Origin of the sequence: Streptosporangium sp. NPDC049644 (genome assembly GCF_040675205.1) — a bacterium.
Lineage (GTDB): Bacteria > Actinomycetota > Actinomycetes > Streptosporangiales > Streptosporangiaceae > Streptosporangium > Streptosporangium fukuiense.
This window is the reverse complement of sequence record NZ_JBFAOJ010000033.1, coordinates 65,160-82,203: the sequence shown is the minus strand read 5'-3', so window position 1 is coordinate 82,203 and position 17,044 is coordinate 65,160. Positions and strand designations below refer to the sequence as shown.

Below are 17,044 nucleotides of genomic sequence, written 5' to 3'. Positions count from 1 at the left end.
CGCCTGACGCTGTCGTGGTGGGGGCCCCCCCCGCCGGGGCGCCCCCGCGGAGCCGGTCCCGGGTGCGCGGGAAGCCGTACGGCCGGGTGTGCGCGTCGGAACCCGGCCGTACGGCGATCGGACCGGTCAGCCGGTCGTGCAGGACACCGAGGGGGCCGGGGAGCCCGTCCCCGAGGCGATGAAGCCGAAGGTCGCCGTCGCGCCGGGGTTCAGGGAGCCGTTCCAGGCGGCGTTCCGCGCTGAGACCGTGGTGCCGGACTGGGTCACCGTCGCGTTCCATGACTGGCTGATCTGCTGTCCGCCGAACGTCCATTGCGCGCTCCAGCCGGTGACGGCCGTCGCGCCGGTGTTCTTGACGGTCACCTCGCCCTGGAAGCCGCCCGGCCACTGGTTGGTGGTCTGGTAGGTGGCGGCGCAGCCGCCCGGCGGGGGCGTGACGGTCGGCGTCGGGGTGGGGGTGATCGTCGGGGACGGTCCCGAGCCGAGCAGGGCGGCCAGAGCGGGGAACCACCGGTCGGACATCTTCTGGTCGCCCGAGGCGTTGGGGTGCACGCCGTCGTAGGTGTCGGCCGCGGTGCTGAAGCCCGTCCACTGGTCGACCACGACGATCGGTGACTGAGCGGTGGTCTTGCCCGCCGCCCAGCCGGGAATCGCCGCGTTGAGCGCGGAGACCCGCTGCGCGCACTCACCGCACGTGCCCGGGTTCATCGGGATGATCTGGGCGACGAGGATCTTCATGCTGGGATTGCTCGCCCGCATCTGGTCCACCAGCTTGCCGTACGCGGCCAGGATGGTGGCGGTCGCACGGTTGCTCCAGGCGTCGTTGGTGCCGAAGTGCATCAGCACGATGTCGGGCGTGGTCGCCGAGAGCCAGCCGGGGAGCTGGTTCTGGTCGGCGACGTTGGTGACCAGCGCCCCGCCGTGCCCCTCGTTGTCCCCGTCGTGTGCGACGCCGCAGCCCTGCGGGGGCAGGGTGCCGACGAAGTCGATGTTGGTGTGACCGGCGTTCACCAGCCGGTTCCACAGCAGGGCCCGCCAGCATCCGGGGGAACCGGTGATGGAGTCTCCGAGTGCCATGATCCTGGTGGCCGCCGCCTGCGCGGGCATCGCCGTGGCGGCCAGGAGGAGTCCCAGGGCCGCGACCGCGGTCATCGCGGCCGTCAGAACCGCCAGGATCGTGCCGCTTCCGCGCGTCTTTCGTCGCATTTTCCGCTCCCGCCTCGATGGGGCCCGATGCTAGGCGGCCCAGGGCGGGAGCGGGAAGCCGGCCGCCCGCCGGTAGCGCCCTGACCTGCGGCGGGATCCCCGGCAAGGGTGTAACTTTCAGCCGCCCGCCACGGGTGTCCTGCCCCCCGGCGTCCGGCCCTCCGGCGTTTCCGGGCCTGCGCCGTTCCCGCTCCTCGGCCGGGGAAGCGGGCGTTCCCGGCGGAGGAGTGATCGTCCGGCTCGCGAGGGCGGCGCCGCGGAAGGGTAAACGGGGAATGAAGGAAAGCTACAAAATGTTCCACAGAAGTGGAGTTTATTGACGCAACCGTCAAGGTGAACGTAAGGTCCGGACAACACCTGATACCTCCCCACAGATGCCCTGACCTCGGAGAACACCCCACGGAGCGTTCATGAAACGACTAGTAGCGGCAGCGGTCTCCCTCGGCCTCGCCGCCGTCACCGCGGCCTGCGGCGGCGGCGCCGACAGCTCCGCCTCCGTGGGGAGCGCCGTCTTCACCACGATCGACGCGCTCAAGCCGGGCATCGACGCGAACGCGCCGATCAACCCGTACAACCCCAAGGGCAACACCTTCCGCGGCTACAACGCCGAGTGGCTCGGGTGGACCAAGAACCACCTGACGGACCCGGACCGGTTCTACCCGGGGGTCGCGAAGAGCTGGCAGATCGCCCCGGACCGATCCTCGATCACCATCAGGCTCCACCCGGACGGAAAGTGGTCCGACGGCAGGCCGATCACCGCGGAGGACGTGAAGTTCTCCATCGGCCTGGCCTACACCCAGGGCGGCACCGCATACGCCCTCGACCCCTCCGCGGCCGGCACGGCCTCCGACATCAAGATCGTGGACGACAAGACGATCAAGATCACTCAGACGGCGGAGAACCCGAGTTCCGCCTTCGTCCGCGGCGTCATGGAGACCGTCATCGTCCCCAAGCACATCTGGGGCGGCGTGCTGCCCGCCGACTTCTGGGAGAGGCTGAAGGTCGCGCAGAGCGACGCCCCCGGGGCCGAGGCGGCACGGGCCGGGATCACCAGCCTCGCGGAGAAGGTCATCGCCTTCGCCCCGGCCCAGGACGTCTCCGCGGGACCGTTCGTCCTGAAGCGCGTCAACCCGGGTGAGGCGTTGCTGGTCAAGAACAGGTACTTCCACAACGCGGCCAACGTCGCCGCCGACCAGGTGCGCATCCTCAACTACACGGGCAACGAGCAGGTCTGGAACTACCTGGTCGCCGGCAGGCTGGACAGCGCGCCGTTCACCGCGGTCCCGGCCGGGGTGATGAGGCGCATCACCCAGACCCCGGGCAACGCCGTGGTCAGGGGTTACTCGCCGGTCAGCGAGGCACTGGCGTTCAACCAGTCCAGGAAGCCCTACGACAACGTGCACGTCCGCCGGGCGCTGGCCTACCTGATCGACCGCGAGCAGGTCACCAAGGTCGCCTCCCCCGAGGGCGGCACCGCCTCGGTCACCACCTCGGGCCTGCACCAGGAGGCCGCGAAGGCGTGGCTGGGTGACGGCCTCGCCGCACTGGAGCCGTACCGGACCGACCCCGCCAGGGCCGAGCGGGAGCTGCGGGCCGCGGGCATGAAGAAGAAGGACGGCAGGTGGACGATGCCGGACGGCAGCCCGTGGAAGATGACCATCAACGTGCCCGCGTCCTTCTCCGACTGGCTGGCCGGTGCGAAGGCCGTCACCAGCCAGCTCAACGACGCCGGCATCGACGCCGAGGTCGTCACCACCGCCGACTACCCGCTCTACCTGGAGGAGATGGCGGCGGGCAAGTACGACCTCGGGTTCTGGCTGGTGGCGCTCGGACCCGCCCCGTACAACATCTACCAGCGCCTGTACGGAGCCCAGAACGGCTGGCAGCTCTTCGGCGGCAAACTCACGCACGTCGCCCCCGGCACCAAGGGCAACTGGATGGGCGGTGCCGAGACCGTCGAGCTCGCGGGCGAGGGCAGGATCAACCCCGGAGAGCTGACGGTCAAGCTGAACTCCGCACCCGAGGCGGAGCAGAAGAAGATCGTCTCAACTCTCGCCAGGGCCGCCAACCAGGATCTTCCGGTGATCCAGCTGTGGGACTACGTCAACACGCAGGTGGTGAACACCACGCGCTTCAGCGGATTCCCCGGTGACGACAGCGACGCGCTGCGCCTCACCTCGGGCGTCTGGCTCCAACTCGGCATGGTCAAGAGGAAGTAGCGACATATGACGGTCATCGCACGCCGCCTCGCGGGCCATCTCGCCCGGGGGTTCGCCATGATCCTGGTGGTCACCACGATCAGCTTCGTGATCATCAGAAGTATCCCCGGCGACCCCATGCGGGCCCGCTACGAGAAGCTGGTCGAGCAGGGCATGTCGCCCGACCAGGCCGAGCGCGCCACCGCCGCGCTGTACGGCTTCATGCCGAAGGGCAGCCTGTGGGAGCAGTACGCCGACTACATGAGGGGACTGCTCCACCTCGACCTCGGCCAGTCGCTGAGCGTCCCCGGCGCGGAGGTCACCACGCTGCTCGCCTCCGCGGCCACCTGGACGATCCTGCCGGTCCTCGTCGGCACCCTGCTCAGCTTCGCGGTCGGCATCATCATGGGCGTCTACGCGGCGATCAAACGTTCCAGCAGGCTGGGGGACGTCCTGGCGGTCTCCGGTTCGCTCCTGCACGGCCTGCCGCAGTACGTTCTCGCGCTGCTGCTGAGCGCGGTCTTCACGACCCTGCTGCCGATCTTCCCCACCGGAGGCACGGCCGACGTCACGCTGGAGCCGGGTCTCAACGCCGCCTACATCGGCTCACTGATCCAGTACGCCACGATGCCGATCCTGACCTACGCGCTGGCCGGCTACGGAGGCTGGATCCTGGCGATGAAGTCCAGCGTGGTCACCGTGCTGGGCGACGACTTCATCATGGCCGCGGAGCTGCGCGGTTTGAAACGCGGCCTCATCTTCCGCTACGTGGCGCGCAACGCGATCCTGCCGCTCTTCACCATCCTGGCCCTCTCGCTGGGCCTGCTGTTCGGTGGCGCGATCTTCATCGAGCGGATCTTCACCTATCCCGGGCTGGGTCTGCTGCTGCTCAACAGCATCACCGACCGCGACTACACGTTGATGGGCGGGGCCTTCCTGCTGATCACCGTGGCGATCGTCATCGCCAACATCGTGGCCGACATGCTCTACACCGCGATCGACCCACGGGTCCGTTCCGGACAGGAGGCTTCATGAACGGGCGAATCACAGCAGCCGACAGGCGCCGCGTCCACGGCGGGCGGCCGGTAGGGGAGATCGCATGACCGCGCCGGTCATCGCCGGGGGCGACGCCCGCGCGACGCTGCGACGCAACTTCCGGCGCGGCGTCTGGCGGGTCCTGCGGCGCAAGCCCAGCCGGATGGCGGGTGTGGTCATCCTGGGCGTGTTCACCTTCATGGGCGTCTTCGGGCCGATGCTCTACCCCGAGCGGCTGCCGCGCGACGACAACGCGCTCTACGCCGCGCCCAGCTGGGCGCACCCCTTCGGCACCGACTTCGAGGGTACGGACGTGCTCGCCCTGGTGATCACCGGGGCCCGGTACGTCCTGCTGACCGCCCTGGTCACCGCGGTCATCACGGTCGCCCTGGGCACCGCCGTCGGGCTGTTCGCCGGGTTCAGGCGCGGACGCTGGGACGCCGTGCTCATGCGGATCACCGACATGAAGCTGACCATCCCCGCGCTCCCGCTGCTGCTGGTCCTGTCGACGGTCTGGAAGTTCACCAGCGCGATCGAGATGGGCCTGGTGCTCGGGCTCCTCGGCTGGGGAGGGGTGGCGCGCGCCGTACGGGCGCAGACCCTCTCGCTGCGCGAGCGCGGCTTCGTCGAGGCGGCCAGGGGACTCGGCCTGTCCACCAGGCACATCATCGGCAGGGAACTGCTGCCCAGCATGGCCCCCTTCATCGCGATGAACACACTCATCGCGGTGACCGGCGCGGTGTACGCGCAGGTGGGCCTGTTCTTCCTGGGAGTCCTGCCGTTCGACGCCAACAACTGGGGGGTCATGCTCAACCTCGCGGTGTTCGGCGGCGGCGCGCTGACGACGACCGCCGCGCTGCCGTACATGCTGGCGCCGCTGCTGGCGATCCTGCTGCTCACCCTGGGCATCGTCCTCGTCGTCGACGCCATGGACGAGATCTTCAACCCCCGGCTGCGGGAGGAGTGACCGATGTTCGTACCTGCTGAGAAGGTGTCCATGACACTGGGCGAGCGGCTGTCCGCGGCCGTGGGCGTCCGGAGCGACCGGAGCGTCGAGGTCGCCCGGAACCGCGGCGCCGCCGAGGGCACCCGTGACGCGGAGAGGAGCGGGCCGCCGGGAGTGCGGGTCAGGGACCTGTCCGTCGTCTACCGGACGGCCTCGGGAGAGTTGCCCGCCGTGTCGGGAATCGACCTGGACCTACCGCCCGGGACGATCACCGGGGTGGTCGGCGAGTCCGGGTCGGGCAAGTCCACCCTGGCGCTGTCACTGCTCAACGCGGTCCAGCCACCCGGCAGGATCAGGTCGGGCAGCGTGGAGATCGACGGTCTCGGCGACGTCACCCGGTTGCGGGGCGAGGACCTGCGCAGGGCGAGAGGCCGGCACATCGGATACGTCTTCCAGGCCGCCCAGAACTCCCTCAACCCGCTCAAGACCGTCGGCAAGCAACTGCTCGACCTGGGGCGCTCGCACGAGATCCGGGACCTGCGCGGGCTGGTCAGGGACGCCAAGGACCTGCTCGGCCGGATGGGCATGGACGGCGCGCGCGTGCTCGACTCCCATCAGCACGAGCTGTCGGGAGGGATGCGCCAGCGAGTCGGCATCATGTTCGCGCTGGTCCTCAACGCCCACCTCGTCGTGCTGGACGAGCCCACCACCGCACTCGACATGATCACTCAGGCCACCATCCTGCGGATCGTCAGGGAGGTCCACGAGGAACGCGGGCTCACCACGTTCATCATCACCCACGACCTCGGCGTGGTGGCCGAGGTCGCGGACCGGCTGGCCATCATGTACGGCGGGCGGGTGGTGGAGCAGGGGCCGACCACCGAGGTGCTCGGCGCGCCTCGCCACCCCTACACCCAGGGTCTGATCCGGGCCATCCCCCGCCTGGTCGGCGACCTCGGGGAGGCCCGGGCGCTGCCCGGCCGCCCGCCGACGCTTGGGACCGTTCCCTCACGGGGATGCGTCTTCAGGGAACGCTGCGACCTGCGCATGGACGTCTGTGAGACCGAGGAGCCGCCCACCGTCCCGTACGGCGAGTGGATCGTGGCCTGCCACGCCGTCGCCGCCCGCGACGCGGAGACCAGGGAGGAGAAGGCGTGATCACGGGGCAGCACATCACGAAGACCTTCAAGCAACGAGGAAGCGTGCTCGCCGGACGGGAGGTGAAGGCGCTGCGCGGCGTCGACTTCGCCATCCCGAAGGGCGGGGCGGCGTCGTTCATCGGAGAGTCCGGCTGCGGCAAGACGACGCTCGGACGGATCATCGCCGGGCTGGAGAGTCACGACTCCGGAGAGATCATCATCGACGGCACGCCCATGTCGTCGCTGCGCCCGCGGCAGCGTGAGCCGTACTTCCGCCGCATCCAGCTCATCCACCAGGACCCGTACTCGGCGCTCAACCCGACCCGTACCGTGCACCAGACGCTGGACGCGCCGCTGTCGCTGCGGGCGGGGCAGACCGGCCGTTCTCGGTCATGGGCGGACGGGCGTGCCGGGGAACTGCTGGAGCTGGTCGGTCTCGACCCGGGCTACGTGCTTCCCCGCTATCCCCACCAGCTGTCCGGCGGCATGCGCCAGCGGGTCGTCATCGCCCGGGCACTCACCGTCGACCCCGAGATGCTCGTCGCCGACGAGGCCGTCTCCATGATCGACGTGTCGTTGCGGCTCGGCATCCTCGCCCTGCTCAAGGACCTGCGCGAGAACCTCGGGGTGAGCGTGCTCTTCATCACCCACGACGTGGCGACCGCCCGCTACATCGGCGACGACGGCGAGCTGTACGTCATCTACCGGGGGCAGGTCGTCGAGCGCGGCCATGTCGAGACGATCATCTCCGACCCCGTGCACCCGTACACCCAGTCGCTGCTGTCGGCCATCCCGGTGCTGCACGGCCTGGAACGGCCGGGTGAGCAGCGGGTGACGCCGGCAGGGGCGCTCGACGAGAGCCGCCAGGACGCGGGCTGCCTGTTCGCCCGGCGCTGCCCGTTCAGCACCGGTCGTTGCGAGTCCGAACAGCCGGTGCTAGGTCACGGCGGGGGCACGCCCCAGGAGCACGCCTGCTTCCACCCCACCGCCCGCGACGTCGTCGCCATGCCGATCGGCCGGTCGTGAACCCGCTGGGGAACGGTCACGGGACGCACGAGACGCACGGGGCGTCCGGGATCCGCGAGGCCGCCGCGGCCGACGCGGCGGCGCTCGCCGGGATCGCCGAGTCCGCGCTCACCCTGGACGCCGGGGAGGCGGCGAGCCTGGTCGCCCGGCTCGCCGAGCCGCCCGGGCGCCGGCGCTGGACGGCGCTGGTGACGCGCGGCCTCGACGGTGTGGCGTTCGTCTCCATGTCGGCGCGCGACCCGTACGCGGGCCACGTCGACCTGCTCGCCGTGCGTCCCGAGGTCCGGGGGGCGGGGCTCGGCCGGGCGCTGGTCGCCGCGGCCGAGGACTGGCTGCGCGGCCAGGGGGCGACCGAGGTCCGCCTCGCGGGCAACCCGCCCGCCTACGCCTGGCCCGGAATCGACGTGCGCTACACCGAGGCGGCCTGCCTGGCCGAGAGCCTCGGCTACGAGCGCTACGACGTCGCCTGGAACATGACCGTCGACCTCGCCCGCGACCTGTCCGTCGACGCCGACCTCGCGCGGCTGGCGGACCTGGGGGTCACCGTGCACGCCGCCGCTCCCGGGGACCGCGCCGCGGTGTCGGCCTTCGTCGGGGAGCAGTGGAACGGCAACTGGGCGTGGGAGGCGGAGCAGGCCGTCGGCTGCCACTACGCCGTCAGGGAGGGGAAGCTCCTCGGCTTCGCGGCGTGGGGGGCCAGGCCCGCCTGGTTCGGTCCGATGGGCACCACGCCGGCCGCGCGGGGCCTGGGCGTCGGCCGGGTGCTCCTGCGCCGCTGCCTGGCCGAACAGCGGGCCGCGGGCATGTCGAGTGCCCAGATCGGCTGGGTGGGGCCACTGCACTTCTACGCCCGGGCGGTCGGCGCGCACGCCGAGCGGGTCTTCTGGCTTTACCGCCGTGGTCTGCGGTGACGGCCCCGGCCCGGCGTACGCCTACAACGCCTTCATTGTCAGAAGATCATTTATTTGACGGCAGCGAGACAGGAACTCCAATGACATTGGACGCCATGAGTGATCCGCTTTCCACGCTTTCCACCGAACAGAGCGATCCCCGCTACAACCGGATCGACCTGCTCTCGACCGAGCAGGTGGCCCGGTTGATGAACGCCGCGGACAGCACGGTGCCCGCGGCGGTGGCCGCGTCGATCCCGGAGATCACGGCCGCGATCGACGCGCTCGTCGCCCGGATGAAGGCCGGCGGGCGCCTGTTCTACGTGGGCGCGGGGACGTCGGGCCGGCTGGCCGTGCTGGACGCCTCCGAGTGCCCGCCGACCTTCGGCACCGATCCCGAACTCGTGCAGGGGGTCATCGCGGGCGGTCCCCCCGCGCTGACCCGTTCCGTCGAGGGCGCCGAGGACGACCGGCAGGGGGGAGCGGCCGCCATCGCCGAGAGGGGGGTGGGCGCGCTCGACTCGGTGGTGGGCATCTCCGCCAGCGGTCGCGCGCCCTACGTGCTCGGCGCGCTCGCCGAGGCGAGCCGCCGCGGCGCGCTGACCGTGGGGCTGTCGTGCAACGTGGCGACCCCGCTGTCGGCGGCCGCGCTGCACCCCATCGAGGTGGTCGTCGGCCCGGAGGTGGTGACCGGCTCCACCAGGCTCAAGGCGGGGACCGCGCAGAAGCTGGTCCTCAACATGATCTCCACGATCGCGATGGTCAGGCTGGGCCGTACCTACGGCAACACCATGATCGAAGTGTCGGCGATGAACTCCAAACTGGCCGACCGCGCGGCCCGGATGGTCAGCGACATCACCGGGGCCGCCCTGTCGGCCTCCCGCTCCGCGCTGGAGGCGGCCGAGTGGCACGTGAAGGTCGCGGTGCTGATGATCGAGCACGGCCTTGACGCCGGCGGCGCGCGGGTCCTGCTGGAGCGGCACGGCGACCAGTTGGAGGCGGCGCTGGAGGCGGCGGGGCGGATCCGGGGTGCCTGAGACCCCGGCGGACCCTCCCGACGAAAGGGGCGGGCTGGCCGGGATTCTGGAGGCGGCGGTGCCGCGCGTCTGCTCGGCGGCGGTGGCCGCGATCGCCGTCGGCGGCGTCACAGTGGCCGCCGCGGCCGTGGGGGAGACCGTACGCTACTCGTCGGCCTCTGAGGATCTCGCCGCCGACCGGCCGCCCGCCCGGCATGACTCGATCTTCGATCTCGCCTCGGTCACCAAGCTCTTCACGACCGCCGTCATCCTGTCGCTGGTCGAGGAGGGCCGCCTCGGCCTGGACGAGCCCGTCGCCGCCTGGCTGCCCGCCTGTTACGGCGGCGCCCCCGAGGCCACCCTGCGGCATCTGCTCACCCACACGGCGGGTCTGCCGCCGAGCCGCAGGGCCCACGAGGAGATTCCCGGCGACGGCCCCGAGGTCCACGCCAGGCGTATGGAGCGGATCCTCTCGACACCGCCGATCGGGCCCGCGGGCGGGCGCTACCTCTACTCCGACGTCGGGCTGATCACGGCGGGCCGGGTGGCGGAGATCGCCGGGCGGGCGCCCCTGGACGAGCTCACCCGCGCCCGGGTCACCGGTCCGCTGGGCCTGTCCGACACCGGCTACCGTCCGGCCGCGGCCCTGCTGCCCAGGGCCGTCGCCACCGAGCACAAGCCGGAACGCCCGGGGCCGGGATGCGTGCGCGGCGAGGTCCACGACGAGACCGCGCACGGCCTGGGCGGAGTCGCCGGACACGCCGGGATCTTCTCCACCGCCGGTGATCTCCTGCGTTTCGCCGAGACGCTGCGCACCGGAGGCGCGCCGGTCCTGCGCCCCGCCACGGTCGCCGAGATCACCCGCGACCACGGCGTCCAGGGCGCGGACTTCCGTCACGGCCTGGGCGTGCGCATCGGCGACCCCGCGATCGTCGGCCCGCTCACCGACGCCTATGGCCACTCCGGCTTCACCGGAACCTCGCTCGTCGTCGACCCCGGGCGTGCCCTCGCCGTCGTCCTGCTGACCAACAACGTCCATCCGTCGCGCGGCCGCGCGGGCATCCGCGACCTGCGCCACGCCCTCGCCGCCGAGGCCCTGCGCCTGTCCTGAACCCGCGCAGCGTCCGCGATCGCGGCGAAGACGACGGCGGCCGGCACGACCGTGTCCGGGCTCTCCGGCCCGGCGCGCTACCTGCTCCGGCGGCGGTGGTCGGCTCTGAACCCGTCGATGGCGTCCCTGGTGGCCCGCAGCGCGGCGTCCGAGGTCTCGAAGGTGCGCTGCGCGATGCCGACGAAGATGCAGTCGACGATCAGGAGCTGGCTGATCCGGCTGGCCAGCGCCCCCGGACGGAAGACCGTCTCCCGGCCGGCCGAGACCAGGACGTGGTCGGTGAGCTCGGCCAGGGAGGAACGCGGGTTGTTGGTGATGGCCACCGTGGTCGCACCCGCCCGCTGCGCGACGCGCAGCGGCGCGAGCACGTCGGGGGTCTCGCCGGTGCAGCTCACCACCACCGCCACGTCGTCCGCCCGTACCAGTGCCGCGCTGGTCAGCGCCAGGTGCGCGTCGGTGAAGGCGTGGGCGGGCAGGCCGATCCGCATCAGTTTCTGCGCCATGTCGGCCGCCACGAGCCCGGAGGCGCCCACTCCGTAGACGTCGATCTTGCGTGCTGCGATCAGTGCCTCCACCACCGCGCCCAGCCGGTCGGGGTTGAGCTGTGCCGCGGTGTCGGCCAGCGCCTCCGCCTCGGCCCTGGCCACCTTCGCGATCACGTCGGTCAGCGGGTCGTCGGGGCCGAGGTCGCCGGGGACCAGCCGTTCTGGCTGGTCCCTGGCCACCGCGGCGGCCAGCGCGAAGCGCAGCTGGGAGTATCCGGCGAAGCCCAGGGCCCTGGCGGTGCGCACGATCGTGGCCTCGCTCGTCCCGGAGACCGCGCTGAACTCGGTGATGGTGCTGCGGGCCACCATGCCGGGATCGTCGAGTATGAGGCGGGCGATGGCCTGGGCCGCGGGGGTGAGCGAGGGCAGGACGGCCCTCACCGTGGCCACCAGGTTCACGGGGGTGGGGCCGTCGAGGACGTTCATCAAATCTCCTTGGGCCTGGAGACCCCGAGCTCTGGTTCTGGGGAAAGAAGGTGGCGCGGCGCCGCATGGTCCTGTGGGGTGTTCGGCGCCGGCGATAACCAAGCTACCGAAGCACGCCGCGTGGTGCTCTCGCCGTCGGGCCGGTGGAGAGGCGGGACGCCGGTGGGGGAGAGGTGGGAACCGGCCGGCTCGGGCAGGGCGGACGGCCGCCGGCGAGGGGTGGGATCTCCTGGACTCGGTCGCGGGGAGGAGGTCAACGAGCGCCTTCCGGGTCGGTGGTCAGCCAGTGGGCGACGGCGCGGGCCGAGGCTCGGGAGATGCCGTTGGTGGTCACGTACACGGCTCCGGTGGGCTCGCCGGGTACTCCGGTCTCGACCACGATGGCGTCGGGGCGCAGCGTGACGGCCCGTGCCAGCAGGTCCCTGACCCAGGGGTGACGCCAGGCGTCGTGTACCACCAGGACCAGCGGGCGCCCCCCGCCGCCGGGGCCGGACAGTTCGGGCAGCTCGGGCCTGTCCGCGGTGACGACGTACCCGGTGGTGTCCGGCATCAGCTCGCTGAAGGCGCCGATGAGGCCGGTGGGCGTCCCCGGCTCGACCGCCCGGCTCAGCCGGGGCGCTATGTCGACGACCAGCAGTGGTCCGGAGAGCGCCGGTGGGGTGCCGACCACGCGCATGGCGGCGAGGGCCGTCCTCAGGCCGAGTTCCTCGTCTCCCGGGCCGTCCCCGTCCCGTGCCCGCGCGACGCCCTGGGCCGCGCGGGCCTCCGCGGCGCCGCTCGCGGCGTACCAGCGGGACAGGGCCAGCACACGCGAGGCCGCTTCGGCCAGTCGTTCCTCGGGGAGCCTGCCCTCCCGCACGGCGTCCACGATGGCGTCGCGCAGCTCGTGGACGCTCTCGCCACCGGGGGAGGAGATGCCCGCGCAGATCGCGTCGGCCCCTGCCAGCAGGGCGCGGACCGCGATCTCCCCCGGCGGGTGGAGGGCTGCGACGGCGCGCATCTCGATGGCGTCGGTGACGATCATGCCGTCGAAGCCCATCTCCTCGCGGAGCAGCCCGGTCATGATCCGCCGGCTCAGCGTCGCAGGGTTGTCCGGATCCAGGGCGGGGACCAGCAGGTGGCCGCACATGACGGCCCGTACTCCGGCCGCCACCGCGGCGCGGAAGGGCGGCAGGTCGCGCTCGGCCAGAAGCTCCAGGGAGGCGTGCACGGTCGGCAGGGCATGGTGGGAGTCGGTGTGGGTGTCGCCGTGACCGGGGAAGTGCTTGGCGCAGGCGGCGACCCCGGCGTCCTGAAGTCCCAGGATCCAGGCCACGGTGTGCCTGGAGACCAGCTCCGGGTCCGGGCCGAAGGAGCGGACGCCGATCACCGGGTTGGCGGGGTTGGCGTTGACGTCGGCCACCGGGGCGTAGTCGAGGGTGATGTCGGCCGCGGCGAGGAGACGGCCGATCTCCCGGGCGACCAGCCGGGTCCGCTCGACGTCGTCGCCCACACCCAGTGCCCGGTTACCCGGCCACGAACTGCCCCTCGCGGCCTGCAGGCGGGTGACCGACCCGCCCTCCTCGTCCACCGCGACCACCACGGCGGGATTCTCAGCGCGCAGCCGGGCGACGAGTTCGGCCGTGTGGGCGGGGCCGGTGAGGTTCCTGGCGAACAGCACCGTCCCGCCGAGGCCCTCCTCGCCGAGCGCGCGGCGCAGCCAGCCGGGAGGCTCGGTGCCGTCGAAGCCCGGCTGGAGGACGGTCATGGCCAGCCGGGCCAGGTCGGGGCTGCGGTGGGGCATGCGGTCACCTTCTCGGTCGAGGGAGGCGTCTTCGGACAGGTCGGCGGCGGGAGGCGTCCCAGAGCAGGTTACCCATTGATGACGCTTTTCTTCGTAATGACTGCTTTGAAAGTAGCTTTTTGTCATTCTCTCGATCGAGGCCCGCGCCGCCGGCGCCGCGGCCGTCGGGCATGCCTCGCCGGTGTGCGGCACCCCCGGATCCGATCAGCCGTTCGTGACGCCGCCGCGTTCGAAGGTCCCGGGAGAGAAGGGTGGCACACGACCGGGGCGGGCTCGAACGGCGGGGTTCGTTGACGCGGCCACGTTCTCCACGCGCTCCGGTGATCTCCGGCTCGCTCTTGACCTCCATCGCGGTTGAGGTCCCATCCTGAGGTGAGGACTTCCGAGGAAAGAGGATCGCCGTGAGCGAGGATCTGGTCGACTTCTGGTTCGATCCCGGCTGCCCCTGGGCGTGGATCACCTCCCGCTGGATCGTGGAGGTGGGCAAGGTGCGTCCCATCACGGTCAACTGGCGGGAGATGAGCCTGGCGGTGCTCAACGAGGGACAGGAGATGTCGGAGGAGTACCGCGAGATCGTCGAACTCGGCCGGGGCACCATCCGGGTGTTCGCCGCGGCGCGCGAGGCGGCGGGGAACGTCGCCGTCGGTGACCTCTACACCGCGCTCGGCACCCGCTACCACGGCGCGGGCGGCCTGTTCCAGCGATCCCGCGAGGCCGTCGCAGACGGCGGCCTCACCGACTGGCGGGCCGCGATGGAAGGGCTGGCGCCGGTGATCGCCGCCGCGCTGGCCGACGCCGGGTTGCCCGCCGGGCTTCTCGCCGCGAGAACCGACCCCGGTTGGGACGACGCGATCCACGCCTCGCACGCCCTGGTGCCGGCCGGGAAGCAGAACCAGTCGCTGATCGGCGTCCCGACCATCTCGGTGAACGGGTACGCCGGGCAGTTCGGCCCCGTCATCAGTGAGATCCCGGTCGGTGAGCGGGCCGGGCGGCTCTGGGACGCGTTCAGGGTGCTCGCCACCGAGGAGGCGTTCTTCGAGCTCAAACGGGTCACGGACCGGGCGGATCCCCGAACCTTCCCGGAGGCCCCCTAGCGCGGGAGGGGGCCTTTCCTCCCGCGCCCTCGCCGCCCTTTGTGGAGAAATAGCCTGTTCTTTCGTGAACGACATACCTCATCGCGTTCGTTGCCCCTGCCTGCGGGCAGGCCCCGAATGTGATGGAGCATGAGATTCGCCGGTGCCGCGCCGCCGAGGTTCGTGGCGGGCGCGGCCTCGCCGGTCTCTCCGTCGTGGACGGTTCCCCCTCCGGGGCCCGTCCCCGTGGCAGGTCCCCCGTGTGAGCTCCACCTGAACGCTCCCCGCCGGGACCCTTGGAGCAGGCGGCAGGCGTGCGCTACGAAGGGATGGGGAGGGAGGCCACCGTGGGTAAATCCGGTCAGGAGGTGGCGCTGCGAGCCCTTGGCGCCGCGCTCGACCTGCACGCCCCGACGGCCCGCCACGGCGTCAGGGCGTTTCCCGAGGGCACGCCGTTCCTGTGGCTGATCGTTCCCGGCGCGGGCGGGGCCACCGTCTTCCTTGACGACCGCCAGTGGATCTGCCTGAGCGAACCCGAGCGGGGCGGGGTGACCGTCCAACTCGTCGCCGGCGGGATCGACGACGACCCCGCCCTCGTCGTGGGCCGGATCATGACCGTCATGGTGCCGGTGCCCCGTCGCAGGGGCCGCCTGCCGCGCGCGCTGGGAGCGGGGCTGCTCGGCATCGTGGGAGGCGCGGGTGTGGGGTTGCTGGCGGCGCTGCTCATGGCCGTCCTCGTCGCCGGCAACGGCTACGTCTCGGACGCGGCCATCAAGGTGGTGTACGCGCTGGCCGCGCTGATCGGCGTCGGGGCCGGGTGCTGGGTGGTGCTGCGCTGCCGGCGGCTGGGGGCGGGGCCGCGCGACCGAGGTCCCCGCAGGTGAAGACCCTAGGAAGGACCACCAGGAGGACCAGGCGAAGGAGCGACACGGCCGGGCGGCCGACGGCCCGCGACGGGTTCATTTGCTCAGAGACGCCGAGACCAGGTCGCGTGCCTCCCGCTGGACCTGTGCCAGGTGCTCGGTTCCCCTGAAGGATTCGGCGTAGATCTTGTACACGTCCTCGGTGCCCGAGGGACGGGCGGCGAACCAGGCGCTCTCGGTGGAGACCTTGAGCCCGCCGATGGCGGCGCCGTTGCCGGGGGCGGAGGTGAGCACCTGCGTGATCGCCTCCCCGGCGAGGGTGTCGGCGGTGACCTGCTCGGCCGAGAGTCTGGCGAGCACCGCCTTCTCCTGCCGGGTCGCGGGGGCGTCGACGCGGGCGTAGGCGGGGTCGCCGAACCTGGCCACCAGGTCGGTGTAGTGCTCGCTCGGTGAACGGCCGGTGGTCGCGATGATCTCCGAGGCGAGCAGCGCCAGGATCAGGCCGTCCTTGTCGGTGGTCCACACCTCGCCGTCGCGCCGCAGGAACGAGGCTCCGGCGCTCTCCTCGCCGCCGAAGCCCAGCGAGCCGTCCAGCAGGCCCGGGACGAACCACTTGAACCCGACGGGGACCTCCACCAGCCGCCTGCCCTCCGCGGCGGCCACCAGGTCGATCATCCGGCTGCTCACCAGCGTCTTGCCGACTCCCGCGTCCGCGGGCCAGCCGGGCCGGTGGGAGTAGAGATAGGAGATGGCCACGGCGAGGTAGTGGTTGGGGTTCATCAGACCGGCGTCGGGGGTGACGATGCCGTGCCGGTCGGCGTCGGCGTCGTTGCCGGTGGAGACGTCGAAGGCGTCGCGACCGGTGATGAGCGAGGCCATCGCGTACGGAGACGAGCAGTCCATCCGGATCTTGCCGTCCCAGTCCAGCGTCATGAACCGCCACGTCGGATCGGTCTGCGGGTTGATCACCGTCAGGTCCAGTCGGTGCCGTTCGGCGATCTCCCCCCAGTAGGCGACGCTCGCCCCGCCCAGCGGGTCGGCGCCGATGCGCACCCCCGCCTCCCGGACGGCGTCAAGGTCGAGCACCGAGGGCAGGTCGTCCACGTAGTGACCGAGGAAGTCGTAGCGGCCGGTCGTGCCGGCGGCCAGCGCCCTGACGTACGGGAGCCGCCTGACCTCTTTCATCCCTCCGGCGATCAACGCGTTGGCCCGGTCCTGGATCCACGTGGTGGCGTCGGTGTCCGCCGGGCCGCCGTGCGGCGGGTTGTACTTGAAGCCGCCGTCGCCGGGCGGGTTGTGCGAGGGGGTCACCACCACACCGTCGGCGCGGCCCGCGGCGCGTTTCCGGTTGTGGGTCAGGATCGCGTGGGAGACCGCCGGTGTCGGGGTGTAGCCGTCCCGGCTGTCGATCATGACCGTCACCCCGTTGGCCGCGAAGACCTCCAACGCGGAGACCCGGGCCGGTTCCGACAGCGCGTGGCTGTCGGCACCGAGGAACAGCGGGCCGTCGACGCCCTGGGCGGCCCGGTACTCCACGATGGCCTGGCTGGTCGCGAGGATGTGGTCCTCGTTGAACGCGACGTTCAGCGAGGAGCCCCGGTGTCCCGACGTCCCGAACGCCACCCGCTGGCCGACCTCGCCGGGGTCGGGGTGCAGCGCGTAGTAGGACGTCACCAGGCGCGCCACATCGACCAGATCGGACGGCTCGGCGGGCTGACCCGCGCGTTCGTGCGTCAACACAGTCTCCTCACGTCACTCCTGAGCTAACCGTATCTACCCCCGAATCG

The 17,044-nt window shown here is 71.6% G+C and carries 14 protein-coding genes; 10 read left to right on the top strand and 4 right to left on the bottom strand.

Features of this window, described 5'->3' with window-relative positions; all coding sequences use genetic code 11:
- Nucleotides 1-126 precede the first annotated feature (126 nt).
- Nucleotides 127-1,206, bottom strand: a complete 1,080-nt coding sequence (locus tag AB0J58_RS20355; RefSeq protein WP_364217714.1) for a cellulose binding domain-containing protein — start codon at nt 1,204-1,206, stop codon at nt 127-129.
- Nucleotides 1,207-1,616: 410 nt separating this feature from the next.
- Between AB0J58_RS20355 and AB0J58_RS20350 the strand changes: the two genes are divergently transcribed.
- From AB0J58_RS20350 to AB0J58_RS20315, 8 genes are all read left to right on the top strand, one after another.
- On the top strand, nt 1,617-3,425 hold the full coding sequence (locus AB0J58_RS20350; protein ID WP_364217712.1) for an ABC transporter substrate-binding protein: 1,809 nt from the start codon (nt 1,617-1,619) through the stop codon (nt 3,423-3,425).
- 6 nt (nt 3,426-3,431) lie between these two features.
- Nucleotides 3,432-4,439: an ABC transporter permease gene (locus AB0J58_RS20345; protein ID WP_364217710.1), complete on the top strand. Its 1,008-nt coding sequence runs from the start codon at nt 3,432-3,434 to the stop codon at nt 4,437-4,439.
- A 64-nt stretch (nt 4,440-4,503) separates the two neighbouring features.
- Nucleotides 4,504-5,406 (top strand): ABC transporter permease, encoded by a 903-nt coding sequence (locus AB0J58_RS20340; RefSeq protein WP_343967065.1) that lies wholly within the window; start codon nt 4,504-4,506, stop codon nt 5,404-5,406.
- 3 nt (nt 5,407-5,409) lie between these two features.
- Nucleotides 5,410-6,543 carry an ABC transporter ATP-binding protein gene (locus tag AB0J58_RS20335; RefSeq protein ID WP_364217708.1) on the top strand — a complete coding sequence of 378 codons (1,134 nt, stop codon included), beginning with the start codon at nt 5,410-5,412 and terminating at the stop codon, nt 6,541-6,543.
- Complete coding sequence (locus AB0J58_RS20330; RefSeq protein WP_364217706.1) at nt 6,540-7,550, top strand: ABC transporter ATP-binding protein; 1,011 nt, start codon at nt 6,540-6,542, stop codon at nt 7,548-7,550. Before AB0J58_RS20335 ends, AB0J58_RS20330 begins: the two co-directional genes overlap by 4 nt.
- A complete protein-coding gene (locus AB0J58_RS20325; RefSeq protein WP_364217704.1) occupies nt 7,547-8,461 on the top strand; it encodes a GNAT family N-acetyltransferase in 915 nt (304 codons plus the stop codon). The genes AB0J58_RS20330 and AB0J58_RS20325 overlap by 4 nt, the downstream gene beginning before the upstream one ends.
- Before the next feature lie 95 nt (nt 8,462-8,556).
- The gene (murQ, locus tag AB0J58_RS20320; protein ID WP_364217702.1) at nt 8,557-9,477 is read left to right on the top strand and encodes an N-acetylmuramic acid 6-phosphate etherase; all 921 of its coding nucleotides are present in this window, start codon (nt 8,557-8,559) and stop codon (nt 9,475-9,477) included.
- Nucleotides 9,470-10,567 carry a serine hydrolase domain-containing protein gene (locus tag AB0J58_RS20315; protein WP_364217700.1) on the top strand — a complete coding sequence of 366 codons (1,098 nt, stop codon included), beginning with the start codon at nt 9,470-9,472 and terminating at the stop codon, nt 10,565-10,567. The genes murQ and AB0J58_RS20315 overlap by 8 nt, the downstream gene beginning before the upstream one ends.
- A 77-nt stretch (nt 10,568-10,644) precedes the next feature.
- On the opposite strand, the gene AB0J58_RS20310 is transcribed toward AB0J58_RS20315, so the two are convergent.
- Both AB0J58_RS20310 and AB0J58_RS20305 read right to left on the bottom strand, forming a co-directional pair.
- On the bottom strand, nt 10,645-11,538 hold the full coding sequence (locus AB0J58_RS20310; protein WP_343977259.1) for a MurR/RpiR family transcriptional regulator: 894 nt from the start codon (nt 11,536-11,538) through the stop codon (nt 10,645-10,647).
- A gap of 253 nt (nt 11,539-11,791) precedes the next feature.
- Nucleotides 11,792-13,321, bottom strand: a complete 1,530-nt coding sequence (locus AB0J58_RS20305; RefSeq protein ID WP_364217698.1) for a glycoside hydrolase family 3 N-terminal domain-containing protein — start codon at nt 13,319-13,321, stop codon at nt 11,792-11,794.
- 401 nt (nt 13,322-13,722) lie between these two features.
- Here AB0J58_RS20305 and AB0J58_RS20300 point away from each other — a divergent pair, with 401 nt between their 5' ends.
- On the top strand, nt 13,723-14,415 hold the full coding sequence (locus AB0J58_RS20300) for a disulfide bond formation protein DsbA (RefSeq protein ID WP_364217696.1): 693 nt from the start codon (nt 13,723-13,725) through the stop codon (nt 14,413-14,415).
- A gap of 326 nt (nt 14,416-14,741) precedes the next feature.
- On the top strand, nt 14,742-15,278 hold the full coding sequence (locus AB0J58_RS20295) for a hypothetical protein (RefSeq protein WP_364217694.1): 537 nt from the start codon (nt 14,742-14,744) through the stop codon (nt 15,276-15,278).
- Between the two features lie 75 nt (nt 15,279-15,353).
- On the opposite strand, the gene pgm is transcribed toward AB0J58_RS20295, so the two are convergent.
- A complete protein-coding gene (gene pgm, locus AB0J58_RS20290; protein ID WP_364217692.1) occupies nt 15,354-16,994 on the bottom strand; it encodes a phosphoglucomutase (alpha-D-glucose-1,6-bisphosphate-dependent) in 1,641 nt (546 codons plus the stop codon).
- Between the last annotated feature and the right edge of the window lie 50 nt (nt 16,995-17,044).

Excerpts from the sequence above, each read along its gene's own strand:
- AB0J58_RS20355 (WP_364217714.1), bottom strand. The coding sequence starts at position 1,206 with ATGCGACGAAAGACGCGCGGAAGCGGCACGATCCTGGCGGTTCTGACG.
- AB0J58_RS20350 (WP_364217712.1), top strand. The coding sequence starts at position 1,617 with ATGAAACGACTAGTAGCGGCAGCGGTCTCCCTCGGCCTCGCCGCCGTC.
- AB0J58_RS20345 (WP_364217710.1), top strand. The coding sequence starts at position 3,432 with ATGACGGTCATCGCACGCCGCCTCGCGGGCCATCTCGCCCGGGGGTTC.
- AB0J58_RS20340 (WP_343967065.1), top strand. The coding sequence starts at position 4,504 with ATGACCGCGCCGGTCATCGCCGGGGGCGACGCCCGCGCGACGCTGCGA.
- AB0J58_RS20335 (WP_364217708.1), top strand. The coding sequence starts at position 5,410 with ATGTTCGTACCTGCTGAGAAGGTGTCCATGACACTGGGCGAGCGGCTG.
- murQ (WP_364217702.1), top strand. The coding sequence starts at position 8,557 with ATGAGTGATCCGCTTTCCACGCTTTCCACCGAACAGAGCGATCCCCGC.
- AB0J58_RS20310 (WP_343977259.1), bottom strand. The coding sequence starts at position 11,538 with ATGAACGTCCTCGACGGCCCCACCCCCGTGAACCTGGTGGCCACGGTG.
- AB0J58_RS20305 (WP_364217698.1), bottom strand. The coding sequence starts at position 13,321 with ATGCCCCACCGCAGCCCCGACCTGGCCCGGCTGGCCATGACCGTCCTC.